The organism is Bacillus sp. FSL R12-0074, from assembly GCF_038005725.1.
In the GTDB taxonomy this organism is placed as follows: domain Bacteria; phylum Bacillota; class Bacilli; order Bacillales; family Bacillaceae_G; genus Bacillus_A; species Bacillus_A mycoides.
The window spans coordinates 2,129,517-2,151,508 of sequence record NZ_JBBOTR010000001.1 but is presented as its reverse complement, the minus strand read 5'-3'; the positions used below and the strand labels follow the sequence as shown (position 1 = coordinate 2,151,508).

The 21,992-nt window shown below is 35.3% G+C and carries 18 protein-coding genes and 2 other annotated features; of the genes, 2 read left to right on the top strand and 16 right to left on the bottom strand.

The genetic code is table 11. The features are described from left to right. Positions 1 to 1,086, top strand: a complete 1,086-nt coding sequence (locus NSS97_RS11300) for a heparan-alpha-glucosaminide N-acetyltransferase domain-containing protein (protein ID WP_131929260.1) — start codon at positions 1 to 3, stop codon at positions 1,084 to 1,086. Between the two features lie 52 nt (positions 1,087 to 1,138). Here the strand turns inward: NSS97_RS11300 and ileS are convergent, their stop codons facing one another. The 16 genes from ileS to NSS97_RS11220 all read right to left on the bottom strand — a co-directional run bounded on the left by ileS (position 1,139) and on the right by NSS97_RS11220 (position 21,035). Then, positions 1,139 to 4,240, bottom strand: a complete 3,102-nt coding sequence (ileS, locus tag NSS97_RS11295; protein WP_341112537.1) for an isoleucine--tRNA ligase — start codon at positions 4,238 to 4,240, stop codon at positions 1,139 to 1,141. 54 nt (positions 4,241 to 4,294) lie between these two features. After that, positions 4,295 to 4,533: a binding site (T-box leader), on the bottom strand. A gap of 98 nt (positions 4,534 to 4,631) precedes the next feature. Further along, a complete protein-coding gene (locus NSS97_RS11290) occupies positions 4,632 to 8,834 on the bottom strand; it encodes a tetratricopeptide repeat protein (RefSeq protein WP_107887444.1) in 4,203 nt (1,400 codons plus the stop codon). A 350-nt stretch (positions 8,835 to 9,184) separates the two neighbouring features. Beyond that, the gene (locus NSS97_RS11285; RefSeq protein ID WP_341112533.1) at positions 9,185 to 9,958 is read right to left on the bottom strand and encodes an endonuclease/exonuclease/phosphatase family protein; all 774 of its coding nucleotides are present in this window, start codon (positions 9,956 to 9,958) and stop codon (positions 9,185 to 9,187) included. A gap of 27 nt (positions 9,959 to 9,985) precedes the next feature. Continuing rightward, on the bottom strand, positions 9,986 to 10,864 hold the full coding sequence (locus NSS97_RS11280) for a class I SAM-dependent methyltransferase (RefSeq protein WP_044441973.1): 879 nt from the start codon (positions 10,862 to 10,864) through the stop codon (positions 9,986 to 9,988). A gap of 223 nt (positions 10,865 to 11,087) precedes the next feature. After that, positions 11,088 to 11,306 carry a hypothetical protein gene (locus NSS97_RS11275; protein ID WP_016102108.1) on the bottom strand — a complete coding sequence of 73 codons (219 nt, stop codon included), beginning with the start codon at positions 11,304 to 11,306 and terminating at the stop codon, positions 11,088 to 11,090. A 29-nt stretch (positions 11,307 to 11,335) separates the two neighbouring features. Beyond that, positions 11,336 to 11,665 carry a DUF2085 domain-containing protein gene (locus NSS97_RS11270; protein WP_107887442.1) on the bottom strand — a complete coding sequence of 110 codons (330 nt, stop codon included), beginning with the start codon at positions 11,663 to 11,665 and terminating at the stop codon, positions 11,336 to 11,338. 171 nt (positions 11,666 to 11,836) lie between these two features. After that, a complete protein-coding gene (gene argS / locus NSS97_RS11265) occupies positions 11,837 to 13,525 on the bottom strand; it encodes an arginine--tRNA ligase (protein WP_044441976.1) in 1,689 nt (562 codons plus the stop codon). Positions 13,526 to 13,570: 45 nt separating this feature from the next. Further along, positions 13,571 to 13,785, bottom strand: a binding site (T-box leader). A 40-nt stretch (positions 13,786 to 13,825) separates the two neighbouring features. After that, complete coding sequence (locus tag NSS97_RS11260; protein WP_060750271.1) at positions 13,826 to 14,602, bottom strand: class I SAM-dependent methyltransferase; 777 nt, start codon at positions 14,600 to 14,602, stop codon at positions 13,826 to 13,828. A gap of 49 nt (positions 14,603 to 14,651) precedes the next feature. Continuing rightward, a complete protein-coding gene (locus NSS97_RS11255; protein WP_002012568.1) occupies positions 14,652 to 15,086 on the bottom strand; it encodes a BrxA/BrxB family bacilliredoxin in 435 nt (144 codons plus the stop codon). A gap of 82 nt (positions 15,087 to 15,168) precedes the next feature. Further along, positions 15,169 to 15,552, bottom strand: a complete 384-nt coding sequence (locus NSS97_RS11250; RefSeq protein WP_044441980.1) for a thiol-disulfide oxidoreductase DCC family protein — start codon at positions 15,550 to 15,552, stop codon at positions 15,169 to 15,171. Between the two features lie 3 nt (positions 15,553 to 15,555). After that, a complete protein-coding gene (locus NSS97_RS11245) occupies positions 15,556 to 16,683 on the bottom strand; it encodes a conserved virulence factor C family protein (protein ID WP_016094150.1) in 1,128 nt (375 codons plus the stop codon). A 156-nt stretch (positions 16,684 to 16,839) separates the two neighbouring features. Next, entirely contained in the window at positions 16,840 to 17,178 is a 339-nt protein-coding gene (locus NSS97_RS11240) for a single-stranded DNA-binding protein (protein ID WP_044441982.1), read from the bottom strand. Between the two features lie 161 nt (positions 17,179 to 17,339). Continuing rightward, entirely contained in the window at positions 17,340 to 17,594 is a 255-nt protein-coding gene (locus NSS97_RS11235; protein WP_002012563.1) for a DUF4318 domain-containing protein, read from the bottom strand. Between the two features lie 94 nt (positions 17,595 to 17,688). Then, positions 17,689 to 18,420 carry a Bax inhibitor-1/YccA family protein gene (locus NSS97_RS11230; RefSeq protein ID WP_002127140.1) on the bottom strand — a complete coding sequence of 244 codons (732 nt, stop codon included), beginning with the start codon at positions 18,418 to 18,420 and terminating at the stop codon, positions 17,689 to 17,691. Positions 18,421 to 18,495: 75 nt separating this feature from the next. Beyond that, positions 18,496 to 20,391 (bottom strand): ATP-binding cassette domain-containing protein, encoded by a 1,896-nt coding sequence (locus tag NSS97_RS11225; RefSeq protein WP_107887441.1) that lies wholly within the window; start codon positions 20,389 to 20,391, stop codon positions 18,496 to 18,498. Then, positions 20,388 to 21,035, bottom strand: a complete 648-nt coding sequence (locus tag NSS97_RS11220) for an HD domain-containing protein (RefSeq protein WP_002065130.1) — start codon at positions 21,033 to 21,035, stop codon at positions 20,388 to 20,390. Before NSS97_RS11220 ends, NSS97_RS11225 begins: the two co-directional genes overlap by 4 nt. Before the next feature lie 109 nt (positions 21,036 to 21,144). On the opposite strand from NSS97_RS11220, the gene NSS97_RS11215 reads away from it, so the two are divergent. Beyond that, positions 21,145 to 21,909, top strand: coding sequence for a hypothetical protein (locus NSS97_RS11215; protein WP_341112525.1), 765 nt, complete (start codon positions 21,145 to 21,147; stop codon positions 21,907 to 21,909). The last annotated feature ends 83 nt before the right edge of the window (positions 21,910 to 21,992 follow it).

Sequence of the window (21,992 nt, the reverse complement as noted above, 5' to 3'; positions counted from 1 at the left end):
GTGAATACAAAAAAGCGCATTATCGGCTTAGATTTTGCTAGAGCGTGGGCAATGTTTGGAATGTTACTAGTTAATTTCATGGTGATAACAGGGGCGGAAGGAAATGGACCTCCTCTGTTAAAAACCTTTATGACACTTTTTGAAGGTAGAGCTTCTGCCTTGTTTGTTATACTTGCTGGGATTGGCATAACTTTAATGACTAAATCATCTGTTGCTAGCCAAGAGAAAATAAAAATCAATACCAGCCGCATATTGATTTGGAAACGATCACTATTCTTATTTATTTTAGGATTATTATTGTATGTAATGGAATGGACGGGTGATATTTTACACTACTACGGCGTTTACCTTTTCATCGCTGCATTACTAATTACTGTACGAAGAACTATACTAATATGGCTTTCTATCATTATTTTACTTGCTGCACAATATCTCCAACTTACTTTCAACGCCTTCGAAGGATGGGGAGGCACAATCCCATTTATAAACTATATAGACTTTTGGACCTTAACAGGTTTTCTTCGCAACTTATTTTTTAATGGCTATCACCCTATTTTCCCATGGTTTTCTTTCTTCTTAATCGGTATGATAATTGGCAGATTAGATCTTCATAATAAAAATATTAGAGAAAGATTACTCTTACTCAGTATTACAATCACAATACTGACAGAACTTTTATCAAAAGGACTTACACACTTCTTTATTCCATACATCGGCAAAGAGGCAGCTACATTTTTGTTTAACACAGGACCCATTTTACCCAATATATTATACTTCGCATCCGCTACAGGATCTGCTATTGCTATATTAATAATTTGCCTCTACATTGCTGAAAAATATGAAAATAATTGGTTTGTTACTTCCATTATACAAACAGGACAATTAACATTAACGCATTATGTAAGTCATGTATTTATCGGTATTGGCGCATTGATTGTATTAAATCGTATGGAACATCAAACACTACTTTTCGTTTTATTATTTGCTACTGCATTTTTCATTTTCAGTATTTTATTTAGCGTATTATGGCGAAGGAACTTTTCTAGAGGACCTATCGAATGGATTATGCGGAAAATAACTGATTAATTTATCTTCATACAAAAAAGGAAGTTGGAATGATTCCAACTTCCTTTTTTCTTTAATTAGCCGCGTTTAATTTAATTCGGATCTTTGTCTCACCTAAAGAAAGTTCATCGTCCTCATTCGTTAAGTGACCAAATGTAAATTGCTTGACGAGTAAGTTTTCTTCCAATAAATCTTTATGATTCGTTAACGTTTGCTGTAGTTCTTCTTCTGTATCAAGAATTACATCCACTCGTAAATTAACTGGTAAATTCAACTGCTTACGATATTCTTGGACTGCACGAATAAATTCACGTGCTACTCCTTCTTGTAACAATTCTTCCGTTACATTCGTATCTAACATTACCGTATATTGACCGTTAGTCGTATTTGAAAATCCTGATTTCGCAACTTTCTCTACTAATACATCTTCAGCTGTTACAACTACTTCTTCTCCTGGTGCTACTTCGTAAACTGCTCTTTCTGTAGATACAAAGTGTTGTATTTCTTCTTTTGATAATTGTTTTAGCCAGCCATTTACTGCATTCACACTTTTACCAAACTTCGGCCCAGCCGTTTTAAAATTCAGCTTTAATTGATAGGACGTGTATTTCGTTTCATCGAGTTCAACATGGAACGCTTTTACATTTAGCTCATCCATGATGATATCACGATAAGATTCCCAATCCATATCATTTTCATTATGCGCTAGTAATACAAGTTCTGCTAACGGCTGTTTTACTTTTAATGAATGTTGATTACGATTACTTCTTCCAAGTTCAACAACTTGTAAAACAGCATCCATTTCTGCTTCTAACTCAGGCTGGATAAGTGATTCGTTTACAACCGGATAATCTGCTAAATGAACGCTTCTTCCTTCTAAATTCAGATGAATATCCTCAGCTACAAACGGTGTAAATGGTGCGATTAATTTACTAATTGTTACAAGCACTTCATGAAGCGTTTCATACGCAGCTGCTTTTTCAGGATTCATACCAGATTCCCAGAAACGATTACGTGATCGTCTTACGTACCAGTTACTGACTTCATCTACAAGCGCCGCGATTTCACGAGCTGCATTCGTAAATTGATAATCATCAAGTGCTGTTCTCACTTTTTTCGTTGTGCTATGCAATCTTGATAATACCCATTCATCTAATTTCGTACGTTTAACTTCATACTTTTCTTTCGGATTATACTCATCTAAATTTGCATATAAAACGTAGAAGCTATATACATTGACTAACGTATCTACAAATTTAGATTTTGCTTCCAGTACTGTTCTTTCAGAAAAACGCTTTGCATTCCACGGAGCACTGTCAACAAGTAGAGCCCATCTTAAAGCATCTGCACCAAACTGATTTACTAAATCAACTGGATCTAGTGCATTTCCTTTACTTTTAGACATTTTCTGTCCTTCCTCGTCTAGAACATGCCCTAGTGATAACACTCGTTTATAAGGTACTTTTCCTGTATATAGTGCGGATACTGCTAATAAACTATAAAACCAGCCGCGTGTTTGATCAATTCCCTCTGCAATTACATCTGCTGGAAACTGTTCTTCAAATAACTCTTTATTTTCAAATGGATAATGATATTGTGCAAACGGCATGGAACCACTATCAAACCAAACATCGATTACTTCTGGTGTACGATTCATTGTACTTCCGCATTTTTCGCAGCAAACTTGCACTTCATCTACATACGGCTTATGCAATTCTAAATCTTCAGGTGTTTCTTTCGTACTATGCTTTCTTAATTCGGCGATGCTTTTCGGTGAGAATTGATGATCGCAGCTTTCACATTCCCATACGTTTAACGGTGTTCCCCAATATCTATTCCGGCTAATATTCCAGTCCACCATGTTTTCTAAAAACTTACCAAACCGTCCATGCTTCATATGGTCTGGATACCACTTAACAGAATCATTATTTCGTAAAAATGTTTCTTTAATCTCAGTTGTTCGGATTAACCAGCTTTCTCCTGCATAATAAAGTAATGGTGAATCACAGCGCCAGCAATGCGGATAGCTATGTTCATATTTTTCTTTATGATATAGCAAACCTTCTTTAGCTAAATAACGAACGATATCAACGTCACATTCTTTTACAAACTTACCTTTAAGAAATGGTACTGCATCCGTATACTCACCTTTCTCATCTACAACATGTAAGAACGACAATCCTTCACTTTGAACGACTTTATAATCGTCCTCCCCATATGCTGGAGCGATATGAACGAGTCCTGTACCACTATCTGCAGTTACAAAATCTGCTGCAATTACGTGGTACCCATTTGTAACTTCCTTCATCGGAAACGGTGCTGTATAAGATGTGTTTACTAATTCTTCGCCTTTATGAACGGATAATACTTCATAGTTTTCTTTTAGTACTTCTTGTACACGCTCTTTCGCAACAATGTATACATACCCTTCTTGTTTCGCTTTAACGTATTCCATATTTGGATGTACGGCAAGTGCAACATTCGCTGGAAGTGTCCACGGCGTTGTCGTCCATCCAAGGAAATATTCATTTTCACTATCTTTTACTTTAAACTTAACCGTTGCGCTTAAATCTTTCACTGTTTTATATCCTTGTGCAACTTCATGTGAACTAAGCGATGTTTGACAGCTTGGACAGTACGGTGAAACTCTATGCCCTTTATATAACAAGCCTTTTTCATGAATCTTCCCTAAAATATTCCATACACTTTCGATATATGGATTCTCTAGAGTAACGTATGGATCATCCATATCTACCCAATATCCAATGCTCTCCGTAAATTCACGCCACTGCTTCTCATATGTGAATACACTCTCTTTACACTTTTGAATAAATGGCTCAATGCCGTACTCTTCAATCTCATGCTTACCTGAAATACCAAGTTGTTTTTCAACGCCTAATTCTACAGGTAATCCATGTGTATCCCAGCCAGCTTTTCTTAACACTTTATATCCAGCCATCGTTTTATATCTCGCTACTAAATCTTTAATTGCCCGACCAAGTGCATGGCCGACGTGTGGTAAACCGTTCGCCGTTGGTGGTCCTTCATAAAACACAAACGATTGTGCGCCTTCTCTATTCTGAATTGATTGTTCAAAAATGCCCTGTTCGTTCCACTGCTTACGAATACGTGTTTCTCTCCCTACAGCTGACTCTTTTACATCTACTTTCTTCATGTACAATCACTCCTTTGAATGTTTTAAAAGCACACAAAAAACCCGCCCCTATGAAGTAGGGACGGGTTTACCCGCGTTACCACCCTAATTCTATTAGCTTTTCACTAATAGCACTTAGCAACGTACTAATATACGCGTTCTTTGTAACGGTAGACATCCGTCCGAGCTTACTTTATTCAGCCACGGCTCCTCGGAGATGATTTTCAAATAACGTCTGCACACCGGCTTTCAGCAATACACCGGCTCTCTGGAGAACAGCTCACTATTTTACTCTTTCTCGTCTTCAGATTTGTATACTTTATTAAAAGTTATTCTATGCCATTAAACAATTAATTGTCAACTAATTCGAAATATATTTTTATTTATACCCTTTTTCTCTATTCTTATACAATCACTTTTCAAATTCTCGCAGTCCTGCTAAATCTTCATCTTCCTCTGCAAGTTCAGCGAAAAATCCTGTTTCATCTTCACGAAGCACAATTTCAAGTTCATCTCTTGCCTCTTCATTTCTGTTTAATAATGTTAAATAACAAGCATGATCGTATCTTGCTAGCAAGTCAGTAGCATCAATTGCTAATATTTCACTTGTTATTTTTTCTGCCTTTGTCGTTTGCCCAGCTCTATGATACGAAGATGCTAAAGCAAGAAGAATTGCTGTTTCATTTGGATGATGTACAGAAGCGTCTTCTAATAACTGAATCGAGTCCTCAATTCTCTCTTGACTTTGATATATTTCTGCTAAAGCAAGGAATCCTCTACTTACAAATGGTGTTTTCTCAATTAATTGCAAGTGAATTTTTTCGGCTTTTCTTTCTTCGCCTAGCTTACATAATACATTCGCTTGTAAAAGAAGTGTATCATAATCATCCGGTAGCTCGCGAACCATTTGTTTCGTTAATTCAAAAGCATCTCGTAACATATCTTCTTCTTCACACTCAATGAAAAGATTTACAAGTTGCTTCGCTACATCATAATCCCACTTATTTTCTAACGATGTTTGTAAAACCTCTATAGCTTCTTTATTCATCGCCGCATTCTCATAAAATATTGCGAAACGCTGCGCTGCCATACTATTTTTCGGATTTAACTTTAAAGAGATTTCAAATAACTCGATAACAACTGTAACCATTGAAATTTCCTTCGCACGATTTTTCATGCGATAAAATGCTCTTGTAAATATAGATTTTTTCGGTTGCTCATTTTGCTGTCTTTCTACTAATCTTTCGGCAACCGCAGTAGCTGCATACATAAACGCTGTACTTCTTTCTGCTTTTTTCACCTTTAACGTATGAAGTACGTCTCGTATTTGGGATAATTTTTTATGTTGCTCCATTGCTTTTACGTACACACCAAAAATACGTTCACTTTCCAAATCTTTATGCATTACTTTCAGCGCAACTTCGATTGCCTCTGCACTCTGCTTTTTAACTAGCAATTTCGCATAATGATATAGTACTTCCACATGCGCTTCATCTATTTTCATTGCGCATTCGATATATTCTTTTTCTTTATCTATGTCATTCATCGCGCCAAACACGTATGCAATCGCATCTAAACGCCATGTTTCAGGAACTTCTTCCTCCAATTTCTCTAGTTCAACTAGCAATTCTTCCTGAAGATTCATTTCTACTGAAAGCTGCGCTAAATATTCCATATTTATATGCATTGGTTCTTCTTTCATCGCCTGGACCATATGCTTTTGTTCTTTGGAACGATTCTCTTCTTTTTCGTATATTTCAGCAAGCTGCAAATGTACACCTAAGAAGTTCTTATCCATTTCTAAACATGTTTCATACGCATGCTTTGCTTCTTGAAATTGCCCTAACGCCATGAATGTTTCACCGATACGGAAATACGGCAATGAATCTTGTTTTTTCTTAAGTGCATCATTATACCGTTTTATCGCCTGATCATACTGTCCAATAGATTCATATAAAACACCTGCGTAACAACCGTATTCAATTACATCCTCTTTTTCTTTTTCTAACGTTCTTAAAAATGCTATGCCTCGTTGCACAAAAGCTGTGTCTTTTATTCGATTTACATACTCCTCCAACACGCTCGCTATATTAGCGTATACGCTTCGTATACCGTTCTCTAATTTAGAAAGTGCAAGTTTTAACTCTTTTTCATCCTCGCCTAATGCCATTTCAGCATCCCATAACACCATACCAGCATTCATAAGGAAATCTTGATTGTCTTCAAATTGCTTATTAATACTGACAATATAGTTTTTTGCATCCTTATATTGTTCCTTTGCCATATAAACTTGAATTAAACCGAAATGAGAATATACATCTTCATTATTTTCTTCTAAAGAACGCTTATATATAGTTTCCGCTTCTTCAAGTTCATCATTTTGAAAATGAAAATCTCCTAAACGAACATATAAAGACGCCTGATCTTCACAATTTTGAATTCCTTGTAATAGAATTTCCTTCGTATTTTTCTCATCATCCAAATCCGATTCATAGATTTCCGAAAGCTTCGTATATAAATAGGCTGCTGTTTTATCTAATTGAATCGCCACTTTAAGTCCTTTTACCGCCAAATACACTTTCCCTAAATACTGAGCACATCTTGCACGTTCATACCATATGTGCGCTTCATATTTATATTCTTTTAATAAATCATTAAAGAATCCATATGCTTCTTCATATCGTTCTAAATCTATTAAAATTAAACCGTGATTTACAAGTGTAAACCTTTCTGGACTACGTTCTATAGCTGTTAGAGAATACTCTAGCCCCTTTTCGGATTGATCCATATACATGTATGATAATGCTAAGAAACTCCACGCAACTGGTTGATCTGCATCCAATTGTAATGATGAACGAAAACTAGCAATCGATTCTGCATAATTATCTTGCTCAAAAGAATAACGTCCATTTATAAAATGATACAACGCTTGATTGCTTTTCTTCTCCACACTTTGAAGCATCTGTCCTGCTTTTTCCATATCCTGCAGACGAATAAAACACTGTGCACTATGCAATTTCACAAAGTCAGAGCTCGGAAACTTTTTCATTAATTTTTCTATACAAAACTGAATAAAATCTTTATCTACTTCAGCATCTAAATGTTTAATCGTATATAACCAAGTGTTTGGATTTTCACTTGTTTCTTTTAAAAATAGTACTAACTTTTCAATTCCCTCTTTATCTTGCTCACCTAAATGATCTGTAAGAGAAAAGATTGTTTTATAATAAGTGTGTTCTTCCTCATTTAAAAATGAAAGTTGTTCCATTCTATCTTTTGGTATAAACGTAATAGCTAAACAATCTGTATAACGATATTTTTCTTGCAACTTATCATATTCCACAAGAATCGGTTCCAAGAAATTCGGATCTTGAATATAAAAAGCTTGCAGTACATCGTCATAACCAGAAAGCACTTGTACATGTGAAGCGTGCTCAATATCTATACTTAATAAAACGGGAATACCTTGATTGAGTAATCTCTTATAATTTTCCTCATTCCCTTGAAAATAACGATATTCGTAACCTTGCTCTTCTATATATGTAACTGTATCTGAAAACTTAGAACCTGTTACATCAAAAATATGTTGAGCAATTTCATCTTGCGTACGTTTTTCTCCCCATACCCCTAACATCATTTCCAAACTTGTCGGAACGCAATAGTTATCCTTTTGTACAACCGGAACTATCGGTAAACGAACCTTTTTTCCATCAGGATTTTTTTCTATATGATGATATAGAGAATTTTTCAAACTCTTTTCACTTTTCAATAGTGCTTGCAAATCGTGAATATTATTCATTTTATAAAATGCTTCTGCACGTAAATGTATAAAATAAGTTGTATATGCATGATGCGGAAGCATATGATTGATTTTATCTATTACCGCTAACATTTCTTCATAGCGCTCTAAATCTAATAAATATTTTACTTTTTCAAAATAGAAATATGGTACTTGAGGGAACTTTGCAATCGCATCATTAATGAGTTGTAACGCTCGCTGCTGTTCACCTTTATATGCATATAATTGCGCCAATAAGTACGTAGCTAACTCTTCACAATCTTTATGCTGCTGACCGGATAAAAGTTGTTCCTCTGCCTTCTCCCACTCACCAGTCTGTATATATAAGTAACCCCATTTATCAAAAACTGCACGCGTACTATGCTTTTCCGCCTTTTGCATATAGGCATAGGCCTCTTCATTTCGCTTCATATCTAGCAAACATCTAACTAACGTAAAGTATGCTTTCGTTAAAACATCCGCATCAGTTTCCTCTTCATTTACCTTTTCCAAAGAATCTTTTAATAATTGTTCAGCATCAAGGATTTTACGCTCATCAATTAATTCATCACAATATAAAGAGAGCGTTCTCATATTTGGGAATTTTTTATAAGTATAACGAATTAAAAAGGAGCTATATTGATGCATCAAACCTTCATCAGCAAGACGAATTAATGTATCAAACTCCTTAGCTGACGAGACGTTAGAAAGCCATTTCTTCACGTATGATAACTTATTCGTTTCTTTTATATGCGCAATTTCATTATTTATCTCATGTAATCCATCTAGGAATCTCTTTTCTTTCAAACAAATCTCTAATTGCTTAAAATCTAGCATGCATTCACCTCAAATTATTATTTATACTGCCATTTGCAAGCAGTATTCTAACCTACTTGCTTAGATTTTACACATCATATAGTATGCATTCAACTAAAACCTCATATAATGAACGATATTATTTAATATTATTCAAGTTTATAACTAAATATCTTAAAAACATTGATTTTTATGGGAATTTTGTTTAATTTGATGAAATATCATGTGTTATTAGAACATCGATTTTATCCTCTTTTTTGAGGCTTCGTTCAGTGGATGAAATTATATCAACGATTCGACAAGATATATCGATTTACCGACAAAAATGACAATTATCCCATCTTCTATTTCATACTATTAGCGAGGTTGTTTCACTTATCAAATTTTAAATCCACAAAAACACCGTAATGATCACTTGGGAATATGCATGATGAAGTTAGTACTGAATCTGCAAATATTGATATATTTTCTATATTTTGAAATTCAAACGCGTCATTTTCTTGTATCATAACCCAATCATATCGTCCTCCTTGCTTTTCATCCCCTATTAAGTTTGTATTCTTTCCATAATCTAAAGTTGGCTGAGCACGAATGTTATATTGATTTTCTTTAAACTGAGCCACATCTATCCATTGATTACTTATTAAGTATTGATGCACCCCTGAATGTGGATCATCATTAAAATCACCACATAATAATTCGTAGCCACTACCTCTGTTTTTAATCCAATTATTCACGGTATTCATTTGCTCTTTTCTTACCTTACTAGATTTCCAATTTAAATGAACATTCGTTATCCCGAGCTTATACTCTTTATATTTTAACATAATTCGAATGGCACAATAATTCGATTCCTCTATACCTGTTTCCCAAATAGCTTCTTCAGCTAAGATAGGAATTTTACTTAAAAAAGCTAGGCCTTCATCTGGAGAATCTGGATACTCTTTAAATACACAAACCGGATATCCAGTTTGATCTGCTATATACTGCGCAACATTTTTCTTTAGTCCATAAGTAACACAACTTCTAACTTCCTGTAGAGCAAGAATATGAGGAGCAACATTTTGAACTTCCTCACAAATAGCCTCTAATCTCTCTGACCACAAAGTTTGATGATTCCAAATGTTGAGGGTAGCAATTCTCATTATATCCCTACTTTTCTAACATTAGATTTATCTCCTTATTTCACCGTATGTAATTTTCATATTAGGGGCATATACCAAAGCAGAATGTATATGAAACACTTCAAAAAATCGTAGTTCTGCTTCATATTGAGCGAGCGCTTCAGCAAATGTTAAGCCCCGACTCATTAAACGGTCTATAAAGTGTTGTTTTTCACCTGGATTACTAGCAATCCCCTCTTCTTTTAGAGAATTATATAATCCTTGCTTATCATTTTGATTTAAATTAGGATCTAAAAAATTCACTTTATCACTTACTCTACATTCAATATTTTTAACACCTAATTCACTTAAATACATTGGTATTTTCATGCCAATATTGCCATCTTTACCACTTCTGTGTGCATCTTCTTCAAATAACTTCTGCAAAACACCAAGCTGGATAATTTCCGATTGAATTAATCCGTCTAGCGTGTATGAGGACATATTAGAAATCCAATTCGGCTCAAAACATATTATCTTTCCTCCCTCCTTAATTGAATTTATCATTTTTTGCAACATCGTTTTGGGCGAATTCATATGTAATAAGAAAGCATGACTGACAGCTATATCATATTTATTTTCCAATTCAATTTCTGTAGCATCGCCTTCAATAAATTCTGATTCATATGGAAGCGAACGAAACAACTCTCTCGCTTCAGCTATTAATGCTTCCCCGCTATCAATACCTGTATACTTTGATCCATTTGGAAGTAACGGCAACAAAATTAAACCTAAGTAGCCATACCCACAACCGTAATCAACAATATGTACTGGCTCAGAAATCTTCCAAACTGTATTTACTAAAAAACTTAAATAATCATCGTTATAATATAAATCTCTCGTATTTCTTAAATACTCTAGCTTACTATTCCAATCATACTCTTCCAAGTACAACACCTCCTTTTATATACAAAACTAAAATTCTCCATTCAATAAACGTATTCCTATGTTTCTAATATTTTTAGAGATTTTTAGTTCTAATTATTGCGTTAAATCGTACATGTTCTTTCTTCTCCACCTATTTGACAAACTAATTTTTTAAAAAAATAAAAAGGATTACATACCTGAAACGATATATAATCCTTTTCATAAAAAAGAAATACATAGAAGTTTAGATAGTACAATCACAATCTGAGCAATCGGTACAATCTATTACGTCACAATCTAAATTTCTCTTTTTTTTGCTTCTTTTTAAATAAAAATATAGTAGCACCATAAATAATAGGCAAATAACAAAAGCTATTGTTGCTTCTATATATTTTTCATGAATGATAAAACCAATTCCACTTCCACCTGATATAAAAATTAGAATTATGTAAATCCAAAACATGTAAGTAGCTACCTCCGTTGATATGTGGTTTAAGATGTAATCCATATAATACTAGATGCAATAAATAGTCCCATACCATTACCGCTTAATAAGCCGGTAGTTACTCTTAGCAAATTTGTGCTGCTTCGCCATTTCCACTTTTGGGTGAATCCATCAATTAATAATGGCATTTGAGCAAAAAAGGATAGCATTAATGAGAGACTAAACGAAGGTGTTATTAAAAAGTAAATTGGAAACATACAGAAACCAATTAACATACCTGTGCATCGCGCACATAAAGGCATGTATTTTTGTAGTGTAAGAAAACTCCTTTCCGGTAGTCTATGACAAGGAATGTTTAAAATGAAACTTCGAATCAATACTGACCATCCTCTCTACAAATATTTTAATTGATTTAGTAACAAAATTATAGAATTCTTACACTTCGTAGCGTATAACACTTTATAAATAAGAATTTATTCAAAAAAATACAAAAAGACAAATCAGGTTAATGACCGCCTGATTTGCCTCTTTGTTACAAAATTTTTATTTTACATCTCCTCAGGTGCCCCTACCCCAAGTAAACGTAATCCCTCTTTTAATACAACCGTCACAGCATACACTAATGCGAGTCTACTGTCTTTCTCTTCGCTCTCTTCTAATATACGAACATTTCCATAATATTTATTGAACGCTTGCGCTACATCTAATACGTATTTTGAAATAATAGATGGCTCATTTTTGTTGAAGGCCGCTTCAATTGCTTGCGGGAATTTATTGAGTAATTTTACTACACTCCAGCTGTAATCGTCTTTTAATTCAAAAGTACACGTTTCAAATTCTACACTTTCTTTTCTTAAAATAGAGCAGGCACGCGCATGTGTGTACTGCACATATGGTCCTGTTTCTCCTTCAAATTTCAACATATTTTCTAATGAGAATTCGATATTATGCATACGCTCATTTTTTAAATCGTGGAAGATAACCGCTCCAACACCGACTTGTTTTGCCACGTCTTCTTTTTGTTTTAAATTAGGATTTTTCTCTTCAATATTTTGTTCCGCAAGTGCAACAGCTTCTTCTAACACTTCTTCTAATAAAATAATTCTGCCCTTACGTGTCGACATTTTCTTACCATCTTTTAATATGAACCCGAACGGTACATGTTCCATACCATCCACCCAGTTATAGCCAAGCTTTTTTAATACAGTGAAAAATTGATTAAAATGTAAACTTTGTTCGGGTCCTACTACATATAAAGCTTTATCAAATTCGTATGTGTTTTGACGATACAATGCCGCTGTTAAATCACGTGTTGCGTAAATAGTTGCACCATCTGATTTTCTAATTAAGCAAGGCGGCATACCTTCTTCTTCTAAATTAACGACTAATGCTCCTTCTGATTCTTCCAGTAAGTCGTGCTCTTCTAAAATCCCAATAAAGTCTTCCATTTTATCGTTATAGAAAGCTTCTCCTTGAAAGTTTGTAAATTCCACACCGAGAAGTTCATAAATACGAGAAAATTCTTTTAAAGACTCATGACGGAACCAATTCCAAAGTTCGACTGCTTCTTCATTTCCTTCTTCTAGTTTTTTAAACCATGAGCGTCCTTCTTCTTCTAGTTCTTTGTTCTCTTTTGCTTCTTCATGAAACTGAACATATAACTTAAATAACTCACGAATTGGATCCTCTTTAACAACTTCTTCATTTCCCCATTTTTTATATGCAGTAATTAACTTCCCAAACTGCGTGCCCCAATCGCCAATATAATTGATTCCGACAACTTCATAGCCACATTTTTCGGCGATATGTTTCAGCGAATTACCAATCATTGTAGAACGTAAATGCCCCATTGAAAAAGGTTTCGCGATATTAGGAGAGGAATAATCGATAACTACCGTTTTTTCACATCCAAAGTGATTTTGACCGTACTCTTCTTTCTCCGCTAAAATTGTTTTTAATACTTCATCACTTACTGTTTCACGATTTAAAAATACATTTACATAAGGACCAACAGCCTCTACTTTCGTAAAGAACGGATCATTTAATTTCTCCGCCAATTCCTTCGCTATAATAGCTGGTGATTTTTTATATTGCTTCGCTAGTGAAAAGCATGGGAACGCTGCATCTCCGAATTCATCTTGTTTTGGTGTTTCGATTAAATCTAAAATTTGATTTTGTGTTAATTCATTCGTAAAAATATTCGATAAACTTTTCGCAAACTGCGTTTTATAATTCATACTATAACCTCCTTATTTTTTAAAACACAAAAAACTCGTCTCTAAAAAAGAGACGAGTTTTAACCCGTGGTACCACCCTTGTTGTTCATTTCGAACCACTTTCCCGTTTATAACGAGGACAGGGGGCCTCGGCTTACTCTACTATTCGTTCAAGAAGCGTCTCCGAAGTGCGCTTCATCTTTTTCTTCTGCACTAGGCTCACACCATCCCTAGCTCGCTTTCCTTCTGAAAAAGATTACTCTCTTCATCACAGACAGTATATTTAATTAATTATTGCTTATTATACATCTTTTCAAACAATTAGCAAGGGTCAATTACACCAAAGTGAAACTTAGCACTTTTTCTTTTGTATACGTGAAAATTATGTTTTTCAAATCTAGAACTACGGAAATGATCTTTCAGAACGACACGCTTTCTCGCCACACGCTTCGCTTCCGCAATTGTTTCGTCAGTAATATCATGATACAAAGCGAAGTGTTTTAATCCTTTAATTCCATCTGATTCTATGACAGTTTCTTCAAACATCGGATCAAGGTAAACGACATCATAACTATTATCTTCACATTGTGTTAAAAATGCGTAATGCTCCGTTTGCTTCACATCGATTTGTTGCATTGCTTCATCAATTTCAGAAACGAATGAAGACCATGTTTGCAAGCCTTTTTTCATGATATAAGCCATATATTCGTTTCCTTCAAGCCCTGTTACTTTTCCGTTCTCACCAACGATATAACTAGCTACAATACTATCTGATGCCATACCGAGCGTACAATCTAATACTGTCATTCCGCTCTCTAATTTAGCAGCTTGTACAAACGGATCGTGCTCTCCGCGCATTAACCTTTTCACACGAAACATCGCTGAGTTTGGATGAAAGAAAAACGACTCTTCCGTACCTTTTGGATAAATGGCTAATCGATTTTTCCCTACAACAAGTACATCTTGTTCATACTGCTCATGCAGTTTATGTACTGGTATGTCATTACGTTTAACGAAAGAAAGATTTAATTCTGCTGCTACCTTATTTGCATAATCTTTCATTTCTTTATCTGTTCTTCCTGCTGTTGTTACTATCATTTTTTCACCTCTATATAAAGAAAAGAGGGAGATTCACTCTCCCCCTACTTTAGCAATTCTTTTCGAAAGCTTGTTCTAAGTTTGTAATAATTTCGTCCATTGTTGCGCCTTCAATTTCATGACGGTGAATGAAGTGCACAACTTCTTTTCCTTTTAGTAATGCCATAGATGGTGAAGATGGAGGAATTTCTCCGAAGTATTCACGCATTTTTACAGTAGCATCTTTATCTTGACCTGCAAATACAGTTACAAGATGATCAGGTTGTTTTTCAGCACGTACAACCGCTTGACCTGCTGATGGGCGTGCTAAACCAGCTGCACAACCACAAACAGAGTTTACAACTACTAAAGTTGTACCTGATGCATTCTCCATAAATTCTGTTACAGCTTCTTCTGTAGTTAACTCTTCAAATCCAGAACGCACTAACTCTTGGCGCATTGGAATTACCATTTGACGCATGTATTCTTCATATGCATTTGACATCTTGTATCTCTCCTTCAACTTTCATTCCAAATTCATCATATCACGCTCTATTAATAGGTGCAAAAGAAAGATAACGATGATTTCATTTTTTTGAAGGGATTTCACAAACCCCTTCACGACAGTGTCCAACTGGGACAAGTTTTCTATTGTTGGCAATATAATCGTATACTTTATTTCCAAATCCAAGGACGATAGATAGTTTTATAAACGGTACTGCAAACCAATAAGATGGAACGGCCTTTGCTAATACGTTAATGCTATGAATTCCGTCATACCACTTATTATTTTTTAAAATATACAATCTTTGTTCCATTTTACTTTGTAATTCTTGAGAAAGTTCATACTTCTCAACTACATCTTCATCTCGAAATGAAACAAATTTCATCTTACCCTTTTTATCTAATCTTTTCGTACGTTCTGCAACCGCCGTACACATCGGGCACCAACTATCATAGAAAACAATCATAAACTATTCCCCTTTACGAGACTCCGTCATTTGCTTCCATACTGATCCTTTTGCTTCTTCGCCGCCTTCAATACGTTCTAAAGCTAAACGTGCTTGCATCGCCACTTCAAACTCCGGATCATCTTCTGCTGCTTTTAGTGCCGGAATTGCACTTTCATCACCAAGTTCAAATAAGAACATTGCTGCACGCCAGCGTACTAATTTACTTGAATCTTTCAGAGATTTAATCATAACGAACATCGCTGCTGGATCACCTACGTCCGATAAGCAATCTCCTGCTGTACGACGAACACTTACTGAACGATCTAATAACGCTTTATATAATAACGGCAATACTCCATCACCTTTTACCATACCTAAATAAGCTGTTGCTAAACGGCGGATAGATACTTTCTCATCATCTAATGCCATTTTCAATACCATCATATCTTCTTCCGTTGGATCCATTTGTTCTAAAGCTGCAAAACGGTTTTTCCAGTCAGAATCTTTCATCATCTCTTCTGTTACTTTATATGGCTCACGCTTTTGAATCGTTACTTCAACAGCACCTGCTTGATCTAATAATTCTTTAACCGTTTCATTTACACGTTCTTCTGAATAAGCAGCAATAATTTCTTCTACTACTTCTTTCCCGATTTCTTCAAAATTACCGTAACGTGTACTTTGCTCTACCCACTTACGCTCTTTCACAACGTTAGGTGCAGACATTTGCACTTTCATAATTGATTCTTTAAAACGATCAGGTAAACCAACACGCTCTTCTGAGGTTCCATCTGTTAACTTCACTTGCATCGGAATTGTAAAGAACATTTGAACAAACACTTTCACTTCTCCAAAATGAGAAAGTTGTTGTTCTTCGCTTTCTTCCACTATTTCTTCACCGAAAACAGCACGAACTTGTTGTAATAAAACTTTCCAGTCATACTTCGCATTTCGCTCCACTGCTAAAAAGTCTGCAACATGATACACACCTTTAATGCCTTCAATCTTCAAAATTTCTTGCACTTGCACTGGTGCTTGTTCTTTATTTTCATTTGTATAATTATTACGCGCTCCTGATGGTAATACTTCATTCAAAATAACTTTCATTGTATTCGGACTTGGCGTCGGTTCAATTGCTTTAATTTTCACGTAAAAATACTCTCCTTTATTGCGTGTTCTTAGCTGTATTGTAACATGTTACCCCTTTATACTCCTACTCGGATGCTTAATTTTATTGATTTCTTCCCATCATCATACTTTCTCTTTCCACCTAATTAATCCGAAACTATCGTTAAAAGTCTAATATTATTGCGATGCACCCTCCCGCCTTCTCTCTAAAAATGTAATATTCTCAATCACAACTTCAGTTCTATATACTCTCTTTCCTTGTTCATCATCGTAATTACTCGTATGAATACGCCCTGTAATCCCAACAAGTGAGCCTTTCGTACAATATTCTGTTACATTTTCAGCCGACCTTCTCCATACAACACAATTAATAAAATCTACTTGCTGTTCACCTAAACTATTTCGAAAACCTCTATTCACCGCAACACATATTCGTGCATAAGCGACACCTTGTTTTGTGTAGTATAATTCTGGCTCCTTTGTCAATCTACCGATTAATACAACTCGATTCATCATAAGTTATACCACCTCACATATTTTTCTTCATTGTAAAGAAAAATGTTGGAAGGGTAAAAAGCGCAAAATGATATGTTTGTAAGCAAAAATTATTACTTTATATCTTACAAATCAAAAAAAGAAACCCTACATAGTATAAACATGTAAGGTTTCCAAAAATATTATACTTCACTGCAAGATATGTAATATCCTCCGCGGGCCATCTTTATTTCAGCGCGGTACATTACATTTTCTAAGTAGAAAGTAATCGGTTTAACTTTACTCTCAATTTTTAATTGTTCATTACATTTAGCCGCATAGCTTTCAATAGCTGAACGAATAACTTCTGCTGATGGATATGTTAAAGCGTCATCTAGTTCTATGAAAAAACTTTTAGAAAATAGTTTTTTCATAATCCCTTTTTTCTCTTTCATCATATTCCATCCCCCTTCAATTTAAGTCGCCAACATCCATATTTTCAATTTATCTTTAAAAATAAAAAAACCTGCACATTTCATGCAGGATTTTTTATTAGTCATTTTTCGTAAAGTAAGAAACGAAACGAAGAATTTCTAAGTATAACCATACTAGAGTCATCATTAGACCCATTGCACTGTACCACTCCATATATTTTGGAGCTTGGCTACGTGCACCATTTTCGATTAAATCGAAATCTAGTAATAAATTTAATGCAGCAACTACAATAATAACTGCACTAATGATCATACCAATTGTTCCACCTTGGTGAATATATGGAACAGAAACACCGAACATGTTTAATAAGAATACGATTAAATACATAACCATAATTCCCATTGTTGCTGCCATAACACCTGTGCGGAATTTATCAGTTACCTTCACTACGCGTGTTGCATATAAAACTAACATCGCAAATAGAATTGAGATTGTTAGTAATACAGCGTTTAAAACGATAGAATCCTGAAATTTCATTGCATAAACTGCTGAAATACTTCCTAACACTACCCCTTCTACTGCCGCATAAATCGGTGCACCAATTGGTGATATGCGCGGGAAGAAGATAGATGCAAATGCAACGATTGCCGCAATAACTAAAGCACCAATTAATACTGGCATTTTCATCGTACCTTGCGTCATCTGTATGTATGAATAGACAGACGTTGCAAGCAGCAAGATAAGCATGATAAACGTTTTGCCTACTGTTCCGCCAATAGTCATCGCGGAAGTATTTGCTCCCTCTTTACGGAATGCCTCTTTTTTCAACATTGGATTAGATGTTCTCATTTTTTCCCTCCTAAAATAGGTTCTACCAATAGTGTAAAGTTTTTCTCTTTACTTTTCAATATATGCAGCTTGTTTTTATTTTAATCCTTCAACGATGTCGGATAGTTCACTCCATCGTTCCATCGTTTTTTCTAGCTCTTCTTCTATCTTCTGCCCTGCTTCAGATAATTCTTGGGCCTTTGTGAAGTCAGATCCAACATTCGTAAGTTCTTCTCCAATTGATTCAAGTTTCTCTTCTAGTTGTGCAATTGTATCTTCAATTGTTTCCCATTCACGCTGCTCATTGTAAGAAAGTTTACGTTTACGTTGTTGTTTCGGAGCCTCTTCTACTACTTTTTTCTCCTTTTGAACTTCTGCTTTCTCAATGAGTTCTCTCGTTTTTTCCATTTCTAAATACTCTGTATAACTACCTAGGAATTCACGCACTTCGCCTTCGCCAGTAAAGATGAACAATTCATCTACTACTTTATCTAAGAAGTAACGGTCATGCGATACAGTTAAAACGACACCTGGGAAATCTTCTAAATAATCTTCTAGCACTGTTAATGTTTGTGTGTCTAAATCATTCGTAGGCTCATCAAGTAATAGTACGTTTGGTTCTCCCATTAAAATACGCAATAAATATAACCGTCTTCTTTCGCCACCAGATAGTTTACCAAGCGTTGTTCCATGTGAATGCGGTAGGAATAAGAAACGTTCTAACATTTGAGATGCGCCAATTACTTTTCCATCTGTCGTATGAATAACTTCCGCAATTTCTTTAATGTATTCAATCATACGCTGGTTTAAATTCATCTCTTCATTTTCTTGCGTATAATAGGCAACTTTTACAGTTTGTCCTACTTCAATTTCACCACTATCAGGAGAGAATTTTCCTGCAAGCATATTTAATAGTGATGATTTTCCGCTTCCATTTGCTCCGATAATTCCAATACGATCACCAGGCTTCACAATATGATTAAAGTTATGTAATACTGTTTTATCACCAAATTTTTTCGTTACACCTTTTAATTCAAGTACTTTCTTTCCTAAACGACTTCCACTTAGTGCAATATCAACTGATTGCTTCGCTGCTGGTCCTTCTTGTCCCTTTAGCTCATCAAAACGCTGAATACGCGCCTTTTGTTTCGTAGAACGGGCTTTTGCACCACGGCGAATCCAAGCAAGTTCACGACGATATAAATTTTGGCGTTTTGATTCTTGTGCCGATTCTTGCTCTTCACGAAGTGCTTTCGCTTCTAAAAATGTACTGTAGTTTCCTTCGTAGCTATACAGTTTACCGTTATCTAATTCAAAAATACGGTTTGTCACACGATCTAAGAAATAACGATCATGGGTTACAAGTAATACCGCACCTGTATATCTTGCTAAATATTCTTCTAACCATTCAACTGTCTCATGGTCAAGGTGGTTCGTAGGCTCATCCAAAATTAATAAATCAGGTGTTTCAATAAAACATTGCGCCATTGCAATACGCTTTTTTTGTCCACCAGATAGGTTTCCAACAGTTGCTGTAAAATCAGTAATTCCTAATTTCGTTAATAACGATTTTGCATTCGCATTTGCTTCCCATGCACTCATCGCATCCATACGTTGCTGCACTGCAAATAATTGTTCCTGTACTTTTTCATTACTTGGATCTTTTTCGATATTTAATAACGATTGTTCATAATCACGAAGAAGACGAATTAAAGGTGTATCACCATGGAACACTTGCTCTAATACTGTTAGTTTTTCATCAAACTCTGGTTGCTGTGATAAATAACTAATTGTATATCCGCGTGAATGCGTCATATCACCTGTATCAGGAGTTTCTAATCCTGCAATAATTTTTAATAACGTTGATTTACCAGTACCGTTTACACCGATAATTCCGACACGTTGTCCTTCTGTAATACTACATGATAATCCATCAAATAACGGTTTTTCTCCGTATGATTTCGATAAGTTCTCCACAGTTAACATTTTCATATTTGTGCATTCCACTCTTTCATAAATTGTTCAATAAACTGTTCCATATAACGATGACGAACTTCAGCCTCTTGTTTTGCTGCGTTCGTGTTCATTAAATCTTTTAGTTTTAAAAGCTTTTCATAAAAATGATTTAAAGATGGATCATTATTTTTTCTATATTCATCTTTCGTCATCACTTCTCGAGGAGGGATAGTTGGATCATACATTAATCTCCCTTTCGCTCCTCCGTATGCAAACGTTCGAGCTATTCCAATTGCACCAAGAGCATCTAAACGATCCGCATCTTGAACAATTCTCCCTTCAAGTGACTCAACTGTGCCACCATGACCGCCCTTATAAGACATATTGGCGATGATATGAAGAACATGCTTACTTTCCTCTTCTTCAACACGTAACTCTTCTAACCAATCAGAAACTTTTTTCATTCCTGCTTCTTCACTCTCATTTAACTTCTCATCTGCTACATCGTGAAGTAATGCTGCCATTTCAATTATAAAACGATTTCCCCCTTCTTGCTCGGATAAAGAAATCGCCAATTTATGTACGCGTTCAATATGATACCAATCATGCCCACTCGCATCTTTTTCTAAAATATGCTTTACGAAAGTTATTGTTTTTTGTATTTTTTCTTGTTTTATCATTTTATCTTCACCCAGTTACTTATTGTAACACGCCCGCATTTTTTCATCACATATTTTCTTGTCCGCCCATACACTAGGTGGTAGGCATCATTATGAAGGAGGAATAAAAATGTTCTATAATAACCAACCGCCTTACCCACAACAACCTCTTTATCCTCAACATCAGGAACAAAGATATGCTGAACAATATGAGGAGCAAGAATTACAACAGCAAGAACAACAATACGAACAAAATCCATACGCTACACCGCAAACTCAAGAACAACAAAATCCATATGACACACGTCCAAATTATGAATATCCTCAAAATCCATATGCAGCACTGCAAACTCAAGAACAACAAAATCCATATGACACACGTCCAAATTATGAATATCCTCAAAAGTCATATGCAGCACCGCAAACTCAAGAACAACAAAATCCATACCCAACTCAGCAAACTCAAGAACAACAAAATCCATACCCAACTCAGCCACAACAACCACAATACCAACAACAAATGTATCAACCCAACTACGACGCACGTGTCTCACCACCAAAACCACCAACAATCGATCCGACGCAACCTCAAATTTTACCACCTGGACCTACATTCGATATTACGCAGCCTCAAATTTTACCACCTGGACCTATTACAGAACCAACGCAACAACAAATCCAACAAGTTGTCGGTACACAGTTTTTACCTTTAAAGAAACCTGTACTTGATTTCGTAAAACCTTGGGTAGATTACGGTTTAAATGAAGCGAAACATACCTCACACAAACATGCTTTAACAGAAGTTGCTGCGATTATGTTCTTAGTTGGTAAAGGATTCAACCCAACGATTGCTCATTATATTGTAGAATCTTGGGAGAAGAATGAGCAGTTTTAATCTTATTCATCTTGTGTTAAGTAAAACTATAAAAGTGTCGCAAACGCCTGTTATACAAGCATTTGTGACACTTTTTCATTTGT